15 protein-coding genes are annotated in these 12,006 nt (G+C 35.8%); 1 reads left to right on the forward strand and 14 read right to left on the reverse strand.

Annotation, left to right across the window (positions count from 1 at the left end; all coding sequences use genetic code 11):
* The 14 genes from HMPREF2767_RS01215 to murF all read right to left on the reverse strand — a co-directional run.
* On the reverse strand, positions 1-362 hold a 362-nt coding region (locus tag HMPREF2767_RS01215; RefSeq protein ID WP_305778313.1), incomplete at its 3' end, for a Tex-like N-terminal domain-containing protein.
* Between the two features lie 42 nt (positions 363-404).
* Positions 405-1,187 carry an RNA polymerase sigma factor SigB gene (sigB, locus tag HMPREF2767_RS01220; RefSeq protein ID WP_040928273.1) on the reverse strand — a complete coding sequence of 261 codons (783 nt, stop codon included), beginning with the start codon at positions 1,185-1,187 and terminating at the stop codon, positions 405-407.
* On the reverse strand, positions 1,168-1,635 hold the full coding sequence (gene rsbW, locus HMPREF2767_RS01225) for an anti-sigma B factor RsbW (RefSeq protein ID WP_070622273.1): 468 nt from the start codon (positions 1,633-1,635) through the stop codon (positions 1,168-1,170). Before rsbW ends, sigB begins: the two co-directional genes overlap by 20 nt.
* Positions 1,628-1,960 (reverse strand): STAS domain-containing protein, encoded by a 333-nt coding sequence (locus tag HMPREF2767_RS01230; RefSeq protein ID WP_068128511.1) that lies wholly within the window; start codon positions 1,958-1,960, stop codon positions 1,628-1,630. Before HMPREF2767_RS01230 ends, rsbW begins: the two co-directional genes overlap by 8 nt.
* 70 nt (positions 1,961-2,030) lie before the next feature.
* A complete protein-coding gene (locus HMPREF2767_RS01235; protein WP_083286838.1) occupies positions 2,031-3,044 on the reverse strand; it encodes a SpoIIE family protein phosphatase in 1,014 nt (337 codons plus the stop codon).
* A 36-nt stretch (positions 3,045-3,080) separates the two neighbouring features.
* A complete protein-coding gene (locus HMPREF2767_RS01240; protein WP_070622275.1) occupies positions 3,081-3,464 on the reverse strand; it encodes a type II toxin-antitoxin system PemK/MazF family toxin in 384 nt (127 codons plus the stop codon).
* Entirely contained in the window at positions 3,465-3,650 is a 186-nt protein-coding gene (locus tag HMPREF2767_RS08850) for a hypothetical protein (RefSeq protein WP_068128515.1), read from the reverse strand.
* Between the two features lie 68 nt (positions 3,651-3,718).
* A complete protein-coding gene (gene alr, locus HMPREF2767_RS01250; protein ID WP_070622277.1) occupies positions 3,719-4,861 on the reverse strand; it encodes an alanine racemase in 1,143 nt (380 codons plus the stop codon).
* Positions 4,862-4,874: 13 nt separating this feature from the next.
* Positions 4,875-5,219 (reverse strand): holo-ACP synthase, encoded by a 345-nt coding sequence (gene acpS, locus HMPREF2767_RS01255; protein ID WP_068128519.1) that lies wholly within the window; start codon positions 5,217-5,219, stop codon positions 4,875-4,877.
* Positions 5,212-5,721 carry a PH domain-containing protein gene (locus tag HMPREF2767_RS01260; RefSeq protein WP_068128521.1) on the reverse strand — a complete coding sequence of 170 codons (510 nt, stop codon included), beginning with the start codon at positions 5,719-5,721 and terminating at the stop codon, positions 5,212-5,214. Before HMPREF2767_RS01260 ends, acpS begins: the two co-directional genes overlap by 8 nt.
* Positions 5,705-7,234, reverse strand: coding sequence for a PH domain-containing protein (locus HMPREF2767_RS01265; RefSeq protein WP_070622279.1), 1,530 nt, complete (start codon positions 7,232-7,234; stop codon positions 5,705-5,707). The genes HMPREF2767_RS01260 and HMPREF2767_RS01265 overlap by 17 nt, the downstream gene beginning before the upstream one ends.
* Complete coding sequence (locus HMPREF2767_RS01270; protein ID WP_070457011.1) at positions 7,227-7,694, reverse strand: PH domain-containing protein; 468 nt, start codon at positions 7,692-7,694, stop codon at positions 7,227-7,229. Before HMPREF2767_RS01270 ends, HMPREF2767_RS01265 begins: the two co-directional genes overlap by 8 nt.
* Before the next feature lie 80 nt (positions 7,695-7,774).
* Positions 7,775-9,244 (reverse strand): DEAD/DEAH box helicase, encoded by a 1,470-nt coding sequence (locus HMPREF2767_RS01275; RefSeq protein ID WP_068128526.1) that lies wholly within the window; start codon positions 9,242-9,244, stop codon positions 7,775-7,777.
* 85 nt (positions 9,245-9,329) lie between these two features.
* Complete coding sequence (murF, locus tag HMPREF2767_RS01280; RefSeq protein WP_070622281.1) at positions 9,330-10,670, reverse strand: UDP-N-acetylmuramoyl-tripeptide--D-alanyl-D-alanine ligase; 1,341 nt, start codon at positions 10,668-10,670, stop codon at positions 9,330-9,332.
* A 95-nt stretch (positions 10,671-10,765) separates the two neighbouring features.
* Between murF and HMPREF2767_RS01285 the strand changes: the two genes are divergently transcribed.
* Positions 10,766-11,959 carry an FtsW/RodA/SpoVE family cell cycle protein gene (locus tag HMPREF2767_RS01285; protein ID WP_246828746.1) on the forward strand — a complete coding sequence of 398 codons (1,194 nt, stop codon included), beginning with the start codon at positions 10,766-10,768 and terminating at the stop codon, positions 11,957-11,959.
* Positions 11,960-12,006: the final 47 nt, after the last annotated feature.

The raw sequence follows: 12,006 nt of genomic DNA on the forward strand, positions 1-12,006 counted from the left end.
AAATACGACTTCAATGCAGATGAAGATGTTTTCTTCTTCTGTCTAAACGGACGATATAAATCTTCAACACGTGCTTGAGATGTTTGACGTAATATTTGATTTTTTAGATCTTCAGTAAGTAGCCCTTGTTCGTCGATTAAGCGAATGACATCTTCTTTTCTTTTTTCTAATTCTTCTAGATAGTTATACTCATCAGAAATTTGCTTAATTGAAACTTCATCAAGTCCGCCCGTTTGTTCTTTTCTATAACGTGCGATAAAAGGCACCGTCGCATTTTCTTCTAACATATTGAGTACGTTTAATACATACTCTGATTTAATTTTTAATTTACTCGATAACTCTTTAACTAATATTTCGTTCATAATGTCCTCCTAAACAATAAAACCTAATCATTATGATTAGGCTTAAATATCTATATCTGTATTTTTAACAGAATCTCTCAACTTTTTAAGTGCTGCACGTTGTAATCTTGATACATGCATTTGGCTTAAACCGATTTTTTCTCCAGTCTCTTTTTGACTTAAAGATTCTAAAAATGTATATCGTATAATCTGTTGTTCTCTTTCAGATAAAATCGGTAATAACTTTTCTATAAGTAAACGTTCCTCGGTTTGAGCATAATTATCATCTTCCTCACCCATTACGTCGAGTAACGTCACAGATGAACCTTCGTTATCTGCGTCAATCGAGTGATCCACACTTAACGCATTGTAGCTTTGTCCCATCTCCATCGCTTCGAGTACTTCTTCTTCTGTTGCACCGATATATTCTGCGATTTCTTTAACAGATGGTGATCGCTCTAGCTCATTCGTTAACTCATCTGTAGAACGTTTGATTTTTGGACCAAGCTCTTTAATACGCCTCGGGACATGAACACTCCACGTTTTATCTCTTAAATAACGTTTGATTTCACCGAGAACTGTCGGTACTAGAAATGCTTCAAATTTACGCTCAAAAGATAAATCGAATCGTTTAATTGCACCGAGCAATCCAATCATACCGACTTGTACAAGGTCTTCGTGATGTGATTGCCCTTTTGAATATCGATATGCGAGTGACTCGATGAGTTTTTCATAGTGATAAACTAAACGCGTTTGTGCTTCATCGCTTCCAGTTTCTTGATATTCAGTAATTAAGCGATTAATTTCATCACGTGAAAGTTCTTTTCTAGTTTGTGATTGCTCCATCTTTTTGCACCTGACCTTCACCAATGTACTTCACCATACTAATTGTCACACCTTGTGTACGTCTAACGTTCACATCATCCATTAGTGTCTCAATTAGGAAAAGCCCAAGTCCTCCTTCTCTTAAAAAGCTTACAGAATCAGACTCTTCGTACGGTCCAAGTTCTTTTTTTACCGTTTCATAGTCAAAACTTTTTCCAGAATCTTGAACGATAATTTCAACACGACCCTCTGATACCGCAAATCCGATAGTAATTTCATTATCGCTATCAGAATATGCATGCTTCACTGCGTTCGTTACCGCTTCGCTAACAGCAATCTTCGTATCTTCAATTTCTTCGTATGTCGCGCCAGCACTATTTAAAATACCAGATAACGTTAGGCGAACGAGCCCTACGTATTTTGGTTTTGCAGGTATTTTCATTTCTATATATTCATAATTTTTACTCATCTACATTCGCTCCCGATTGCGTGATTTGAATCAAGTCGCTTAGTCCTGTAATTTCAAATAGTTTCATAACACGATCGTTTGCACCTGAAATTCTTAACTCATTATTATACTGATTTAAATCTTTGAGTGTCCCAACAAAAAGACCAAGTCCTGTTGAATCCATATATGTAAGGTCACTTAAATCGACGTGTAAGTTATGAGTGCCTTCTGAGACGATCGGGTTAAATACTTTCTTTAATTCCGGCACTGTATAAATGTCGAGTTCTCCTCCAACTTTCACATAAAATACTTCTTGTGCCTCTTTGACTTCAATCTTAATATTCATAACAGTAATCCTACTCCATTTCAGACAAATATATAGTAATACAATACCCGTATTGATTTTTTAATAAACGTTAATGTAGCGTCTTAATTAAAATACACGTTAAATCATCTTTTCGAGTCTGATCTTGCATACGAGTGAGTTGCTGATATAGATTTCGGACGATATCTTGCGGATGTTCGTCGCGATTATCGCGAATCATATTTTTAACGTCTTCCATATCTATAAAAGTACCGTCGTGCTTTCTTAATTCTGAAACCCCATCAGTGTAAATGAAAATCATATCTTTATCATTAAGTGAAACTGTACTTTCTTTATAGGAAACGCCTTGCATCACACCGAGGACAAGGTCTCTCGTATCGAGTGTTTCAAAGATGTCGTCTTCATATCGATATATTAATGCGGGCTCGTGACCAGCACTAGCGTATGTAAGTTCAAAGTTTTTATAATCATAAACGGCATAAAACATCGTAATAAACATATTTTTATTGATGTTTTTTTCTACTAAGTCATTAATTTTCTCTAACACACGGTGAGGGCTATACGTTAAATGTGAGAGTTCTAAAGAGAACTTTAACATCGCCATCGCAATAGATGCAGGGATACCTGAACCGATGACGTCTGCAACTGCGATACCTACTTTATCGTCATATTGTTTTAATATGTTAAAGTAGTCTCCGTTTACTTTTCCTGCAGCAACACTAATTGCACCGAGTTGTGAGTTATCGATAATTGGAATTTCTGACTTTAACATCGTACGCTGAACACTTGCAGCGACTTCTAATTCTTGGTCATGATGATTAATTTGATCGAGCATCGCTCGATAATCACGGTACGTAAATCCGAATGATATCATGACTTCCTCAAGAATTTCTAACGACTTTTTTATTTCTTCACCGTCGTTAATATGTAAATGATTGAGCATTTGAATATGTAAAGATACAATTTCTTCAGGAGAAGTGTCTATTTCAATAACATTTTGACTGAACGTTTGGCATCGTGCGATTGCTTCATCCACTGCATTCTCATAAATGAATAGTTGTAGTATCGTTTCGTATTCTTTTGCAAGTTTATCAATGTAGGTCAATCGTGCTCCTCCTATTCATTAATATGTATGTAATGCTTACTTCGATTTACGATGTTTCTTCTTTTGCTTTTTGTGTGAATCATCGTCTAGTCCAAGGCTGATCTGAATCGCCTTGTCCACTTCTTTCATTTTCTCATCATCTAAATATGTAAGTTTTTCTTGTAACCTAGTCTTATCTATCGTTCGAATTTGCTCTAGCAGTATTACCGAGTTAGTCTTAAACTTATACTTTTCAGCGTTCACTTCGACGTGTGTCGGTATTTTTGCTTTATCAATTTTTCCAGTAATCGCAGCGACGATTAACGTCGGTGAAAACTTGTTCCCCGTATCATTTTGAATAATAACAACAGGGCGTTTACCGCCCTGTTCAGAGCCTTGAACTGGAGAAAGATCAGCTAGGTATACTTCTCCACGTTTCATCTACTCACCATCTTTTTTGTTATTGTTTTTATTTTGTTCATTTTGAAGTTTTTGGGAGTAGATACGTTCTACCTCACATTCAAGATGAAAACCTTCTCTAGCGATTATTAAGTTAAGTTCAGACATCTCTAAATATCCGTCTTTCATAGACTGTTCTATTGATTTGTCTAACATATATGAACTCACAATAATCCTCTCCCTTTATTATCCATAACATTACTTATATTTTAACATAATAAGTAACATTCTCTGAATTATTTTAAGATTTCATTGGATACGTCTATTTCACCAGATTGTTTGTATACGCGTGGTAGTCGTCTCGTTAGTAAATTTGTCGATTCATACGGTATTGTGCCGACGTGTGCACTAAAGCGCTCAAGTGATTGTGGACTATCGTAATGGTTATCAATAATGATGACTTCATCTCCAACTTTAGCATCTACTTCAATCATCGCAGCATCCATACAAATACGGCCGACAAATGGATAGTGTTTGTCGTTCACTTTTACAGTATATCCTGTATGTTTTCTTAATAAGCCGTCGCCGTATCCGATCGGTATCGTCGCGATTTTCGTATCGCTATCGACGATAAATGTCTCATCGTAACCGACAAAGTCGTTTTTCTTTAATTCATGCGTATCGACAACGTATGTGATCAGTCGTAACGCAGGGTTAAGTGGAACTTGTGATTTCTCTTTGACCATTAAACTTGGGTAATAGCCATATAGTGAAATTCCTATTCGAACTGCATTCGTAAAATCACCATCAAACAGTAACGAACCCGCTGAATTTAATACGTGTACAAATTGTGGGCGTTTTACTGATTCTACAATTGTTTTAAATTTGTCAATTTCCTTTTGTGCACCGTAAGACGTCGATGCAGCAAGTGCAAGATGAGAAAAAATACCTTCGTATACGAAGTGATCTGATGCTTCTATTTTTTCAATCATCTCTTTAATTTCTTCAACATCATCTGTACCGTAGCGATTCATATGGCTATTCACTTTAATATGAATCCATACGTTTTTGTCATATTCACCGGTATTATGTTTTAATGCCGCTTCAAGCCACTTTAAATTTGGAGCTGTGAGTGCGATGCGATGCTGGATTGCTTTATTTATATGTTCTGGATTGATGATTCCAAGAATGAGTATTTTAGATTTTATACCGTGCATTCTTAGTTCAATCGCTTCATCGAGTGTTCCAACCGCAAAAAAGTCTACCCCATTTTCTTCTAAAAATTGACTTACTCTTACGGCGCCATGTCCGTATGCATTAGATTTCACAACAGCAATAAATGTCTTATCTTCGTGTAGTCGCTGAACTTCTAAATAGTTACGGTATATTCGGTCTAAATCGACTTCAACGTATGCATCTCGATAAAATCTATCTTCCATAATTATACTCTCCTTAATTATCACTCATTATAATGACAGTCGCTGTCGCGTATTGTTTAGAGTGGGATATTGAAATCAGTGAATTTGTATTTACTATATACGGTTTTCCGTCATCGTCGTTTAAAATCTCAATATGTTTAAAGTTTAAAGCGCCAATTCCTGTTCCAAGTGCCTTTGCGTATGCTTCTTTCCCTGCAAAGCGCCCGGCTAAATACTCAAGCTTTCTCTCGGTATTTTTAATTGACATATACTTTGCGAGTTCTTCATCACTTAAAATACGACGTGCCAAACGGTCGTCTTTATTAACTGATTGAATACGTTCAATTTCGATAATATCTGTGCCGAGACCATTAATCATGTACTTCATCCTCTTTAAGAATTGCTATTTCTCTTTTTCGGTTATCTTTTACGATACTTCGAATCATCGTACGAATTTCATCGGCACGATCCTTTTCTAATTCAGGGATATACGTGCCACCACCCGCTGTCGATATACTAATTCCTTTTAAGCCGAATTTACTCATGATTGGACCTTCTGTCACGTCTACATTTTGGATTCTAAAAAGTGGAATTACCGTGTGCTTACGGTTAAATATACCATCGTTAACGATGAGTACTTCATCTGTAAATTTAAATTCAAAATACTTATAAAATAAACTTGGGTGAACCCACATTCTATAGATCAGTTCATATAAAAGAAAAAGTCCTGCAATTCCTCCGACAATCATCGCTGGAATGTGTAGAAAGTCAAAGAAATATGCTAGAACACCACAAATTATAATAACGACGAGTGCGACTAGAAGTCCGAATACAGCTTGAATTCTCCAGTAGTTAATCGCTTTTCTAGATACTTTCTCCATTCTGAACTCCCTTTCTTACATAGTCGAATATTTCATTTGCTTCTTTATACTCTAAATGTTTTACGTCAACCGTTGTAGGTATAAGACCAGACGCTGTTTTCACTTCAATAGTTCCGAGGTTTGCATGCTCTGTAAATATCGTTTGGCGAATCGCGCAGTCGATAATTTTACTGCGTTTAAAAATATAATGACTGCGTTTAAATGAAGATGTCGTTAACATATTTAAATCTCCATTTTCAATACGAACACCGCTATTTTTAGCTGAATATATGCCACTAATAATAGTTAAAACTATTATAAACACACCGACTAGAAGTACGATATATAATGCGATCATTTGATTATAGTAATAAAGAATACCACTCGTGATTGAAAAGACCATAAAAAGTACAAAGAGCGAGACTTGGAAATATCTCCTATATGCCCTAATCGGAACATTCGGTTCAGGTCGTTCGATATTATACTCACTAAAATGTTCATTTAAAAATTTATAACTCTCTCTTTGTCTAATAACAGGAGTCAACACAACGTCTCCAACGTCTTCATCAGAAAAGTCGTTGCTCGTAATTCCGACATATAACGCATGAATTTTAAATAGACGCTCAAATAATCCGTCTTCTCTTACAGAAATATTTTGAATGCGTTTCTTATTAATCGTAATTGTTTTTCTCTCGAGTAAACCGTACTGAATAATAAAGTCATCTTTATGCTTTTTAATTTGGTAACCGTAGTATCTGACAAATATGATGATGCCACCGATAATTATTCCAATAAATAAAATGACAATTCCTATCGCAATCAGAATCGGAACAAATAACGTACTTGCGTGTGCTTGGAGAGATTCAATCGCATTTACAATAATCGTATCAAATCCGAAGTACCCGAGTCCCCCAGCGACAGCTGTTAAAAACATTCCTAGTCCTCCACTCGTTGCGATAAGTAATAGCATTTCTTTTGGCGAAATTTCGTAGACGACTTCTGCTTCATTTAATTTAAAATCAGCGCTCTTATTTGTTTCATACGATTCATTTTCGGCTTCTTCATGTACTTGAGAAGAGTTTTCGTCTTCTTTTTGCTGATACACATACGTTCGAATCGACTCTGCCATATCGTATTTCACACCAGGTAGGGAAATACTTTCAGCTGGACTTTTAATGTTTACAACTGCAACGTTAAATAGTCGGGCGAGTATTGGTTGAGTAATATCGATACTTTGAATACGATCGATACTTAACTCACGTTCATTCTTAACGAACAGCCCAGATTTATAAATGATCTTGTCTGCTTCAAACCAGTAACGCACTGTCCACTTTTCAATGATACCGGTACTAATTAAAAATATACTGATGATTATTAAGATGATTCCAAAAGCGTTATCTGTTAGTGCACCTTCTTGTAATTTACTCGTTCCGAGGTTGTATATAGTAAGTACGAATACGTACCAATATCTTTTAAATACATCGATTATAGTTAAAAGATAAGATACAGGATGTAATTTATGAACGTTAGACATCACTATCCACCTCTTTTAAACGCGTGATAATCGTATCTTTTAGTTGCTCGGCCCGAACCGTTTCAATTTCTGGTAAACGAACGGTATATGCAGCGTTTGTTAATTTTATTTTCGCGAGATTAAATCGTCTTGCAATAAATCCTTTTTCTAATTCAACGATTTGTACACGTTCAATCGGATACAATGCCGTTTCTATAAAGAAAAAACCTTTTTTAACGATTAAATAATCGTCATATACACCGATTTTTGTAATTCTCGTATATAAAATCGGACGTAATAAAACACGAAATACGATATAGAGTACAATTAATACGGCATAGATAATCACTGATAATTTAAAATAAAAATCTAATATATAAGACACGAAGATATATATCGTCGGAAGTAAAAAGATAACTAATCCATCGAGCACTGCTCTAAGTTGCATATACGGACGTAGATTTTTATCGACAGATTCCATGCGCACACTCCTTTTTTAATCTATTATACATGAGTTATTTTTTATTATAAATTAAAAAAAGCGCCAGACGGCGCTCTAAACTACTTCATAAATTGTTTAAATGTCTTCTTATGATTCGATCTGTCACGGTTGTCGCGTTTTTGAGGTTTACGACGGTTGTTTCTATCACCTTTTTTACCGCGATTATAGTCTCGACGTTTTCCACCAGACTGTTTTGCTGTTGCACGTCTTGGTAGAGGCTTTTCAAATGATAATTGAATCGCATCGTCTTCTTTTTCGTTGACATATTCGCTCACAAAAGCAGTAATAATATCTAAAGGATCGAACGTTTCGACTAATTTTCTCGATAATTCGTATACTTCTTCGTCGATTTCTTTTCCTTCGTATTTTCTTACTTTATCGATCATGACTTCTGCTTGCGCCGCTTTTACTTCTTCTTTAAATGGTGGACGTAGCGGACGAATCGGTTTACCTTTCGTCTCCTCAATTAGACGTAAGTAACCCATTTCGATTGGGTTAACAAATGTTAACGCGACACCACTTTCACCAGCACGTCCTGTACGGCCGATACGGTGCGTGTAACTTTCAGCGTCTTGAGGAATATCAAAGTTATACACGTGTGTAACACCTGTAATGTCGAGCCCACGTGCAGCAACGTCTGTTGCAACTAAAATTTGTAGTGCGTCATTTTTAAACTTCTTTAATACTTCGAGTCGTTTTGACTGAGTAATATCTCCGTGAAGGCCTTCTGCTAAATATCCTTTAGCAATTAATGCACTCGTCAGTTCGTCTACACGACGTTTCGTACGACCGAATACGATCGCAAGTTTCGGGCGATGAACGTCTAAAAAATCGACGAATACGTCTAGTTTTTCTAACTCTTTCACAATCGTATAATACTCTTCAATTTGTGGATCTGATTGATTTTGGTTCATCGTTTTTACGATTTTCGGTTCATCCATGAAACGTGTGACGAGTTCTTGAATTGCTTTTGGCATCGTTGCACTGAATAGTAACGTTTGACGATTCCCCTCAGGCAGACGGTCCATTATAAACTTAACATCGTCGATAAAGCCCATGTTCATCATTTCATCCGCTTCGTCTAATACGAATTTAGTGATGTGTTTTAGTTTTAACGTACGACGTTTAATATGGTCGATGACTCGTCCTGGAGTCCCGACGATAATTTCAGGGTGTCTTTTTAACTCTGAAATTTGGCGTTCGATTGATACGCCTCCGAAAATAACAGATACTTTTAACTTTTTATATTTAGAAAAATGTTTAAGTTGCTCGCTCACTTGCATCGCAAGTTCTCTTGTCGGCGCTAAAATTAACGCTTGCGTTCCTTGTCCACGCTGGATTGTTTCAACGAGTGGAATACCAAACGCTCCTGTTTTTCCTGTACCTGTTTGTGCTTGTCCTAATATGTCTCTTCCTTCTAATGCGAAAGGAATACTCTCCTCTTGAATCGGAGTTGGAGTTTCAAACCCCATTTCTTCAAGTGCAAGTATTGTTTCATCACTTACACCTAGTGCTTCAAAAAATTTCAAATGTATAGTCTCCTTTGACTCTTAACTATTATCTCATAATGCATAACTACTTAATGCTATCATTTTCACGATCATTGTACAACAACTATTCACTGATCAGTCTTTCGAGTTTCATACCACGAGATGCTTTTAATAGTATGACCGTATTTTCATCTTTTAACGAATTTAAACTATTCTTTAACTGTTCTATCGACTCGAAATGTTGTGTATTTTCTTTTTGAATCGTATCATGAATCGTTTTCGCATGTTCACCATAAGTGAAGATATGTGTAAAGTTGTTATCCTCATTTATATATGCTCCAACCGATTCATGAAGTTGAGCGCTGTATCTACCGAGCTCTAATATATCTCCTAAAACGAGCACTTTGTTTTTATAATCTAAATGACGTACTGTATCAATTGCACTTTTCATCGATGAAGGGCTTGCGTTATACGCATCATTAATAATTAAAGCGCCAGTCTCATCGATATGTTGCTCCATACGCATATTTGTGATCGTTAACTGTTCTAAACTTTTCTTTACATCCGATTCACTAATATTAAAATGCTTGCTAAGAGCGATCGCAAAGCTCGCGTTAACGGCGTTATGCTTACCAAGTGACGGAATTGAATAGTCAAATCCATTTAGTGTAAAACTCACACCGTTTTTATCTTCTTTAACGTTTGTCACAACGAGGTCATTTTTATCAGTTAAACCGACTGTAACCTGTTCATAAGGTGTATCTTTTTTAACAAGATTTTCGAGTTCGACATAGTCATTGGAATAGATAAATAACCCGTCCTCTTTTAAATCATCGACAATTTCATACTTCCCTTTTGCGATGTTTTCTTTAGACCCTAACTTTTCTATGTGAGATTCTCCAACGTTCGTTAAAATCGCAATGTCAGGACGAGCAATGGATGATAGATAATGGATGTCACCAAGATTATCCATTCCCATTTCTAATATCAAAATATCCGTATCGTCTTTCGTATTAAAAATCGTCAGTGGCATTCCAATTTCATTGTTGTAGTTTCCAATTGTTTTTTTAACGTTAAAATGAGGTGCTAATACACATTCGACCATATCTTTTGTCGTCGTCTTACCGTTAGACCCTGTAATCGCAACGACTTTTGTATTTAACGTATTTAAATATCCTCTTGCGATGTCACCAAGTGCTTTTTGAACGTCCTTTACTATAATTAGCGGTGCATCAACATCTTCTTTTTCTGATAAAGAAACACATGCCCCTGATTCAATCGCATTCAATATAAAATCATGTCCATCGACATTTTCACCGACAAACGGTGCAAACAAATTATTTGTATCAATCGTTCTCGTATCGATTGAAACTCCGTGAATCTTTGTATTTTCAATTTCTTTTGCTTTATCGTTTAGCTTGCCTCCGCATAGTTCGGAGATTTTTTTAATTGTTAATGATATCATGATATTCATTCCTATAATTTTAATAAAATACTGTTATAATTATTAGATGGACATAAGTCCTACATATTAGATTACCACAGATTTAGGTGAAGCTATTGAATCAAAAAAAGTATTCCCGTCAAAATTTAAATATATTAGTTCGTATTGATTGGACACTTATTTTTATACTTATTATGCTCGCAGCGATCAGCATACTCATTATTAGCAGTGCGATGACGAGCGAACAGTATTCAACAAATTTCGCTCAACGACAACTATTATTTTACTTATTTGGATTTTTAATTGCATTTATTTTAATGCTCATTCCGTTCCATTTTTATAAAGATTATATATGGGGTATATATGCTTTTGGTATTTTGAGTTTAGTGTTTCTACACTTTTCTCCATTTGAAAGTATTACTCCAATTATTAACGGTGCAAAAAGTTGGTATCAGTTCGGTTTTTTTAGTGTTCAGCCTTCTGAATTTATGAAAATCATATATATTATGGCACTTGCATACGTCATCAGCCAACATAACAAATATAAGATTGAAGACGACTTATCATTAGACGTTAAATTACTCGGTAAAATGGCAGTTGTTTCCGCATTACCAATGTTGTTAGTACTATTACAAAACGATTTAGGAACGACACTCGTCATGGTTGCGATATTCTTTGGAATGGTCCTCATATCTGGGATTAGTTGGTGGCTTATTTTACCCGTCGTATTTGTCGTTACGACAGTCGGTGTGTCACTGATACTCGGTATTTTATATCGACCAGATTTAATCGATAAACTCGGAGTACACGCGTATCAATTCGATAGAATTTACTCTTGGCTACAACCAGAAAAATACATTTCTGACAGTGGTTTCCAACTGATGAACTCACTCATTTCAATCGGATCAGGTGGAATTACAGGTCGTGGCTATAAGGACGGTATAATTTATATTCCTGAAAACCACACGGACTTTATATTTACAATCATCGGTGAAGAGTTCGGTTTTATTGGAACGACTTTTGTAGTCATCGTATTACTCTCATTATTACTACGACTGTTTAGAATTTCACTGTTAACACACGACAGTTTCGGTGGATATTTTATAATCGGATTTTTATCGTTACTGTTTTTCCATATATTCCAAAATATCGGAATGACGATTCAACTCGTACCAATTACTGGATTACCGTTACCATTTTTAAGTTACGGTGGTAGTGGTTTATGGGCAAACATGGTCGGAATTGGTATTGTACTAAGTATTTATTTTTATGAAGTTTCTAGTAAAAAAGAAGCTCGATTTAACAAATAAAAACGCAAGCAGCTCTGATGTGCTACCCAAAAGTTGGACTTTTGGAA

This window comes from Nosocomiicoccus sp. HMSC067E10 (genome assembly GCF_001810835.1).
GTDB classification, from domain to species: domain Bacteria; phylum Bacillota; class Bacilli; order Staphylococcales; family Salinicoccaceae; genus Nosocomiicoccus; species Nosocomiicoccus ampullae_A.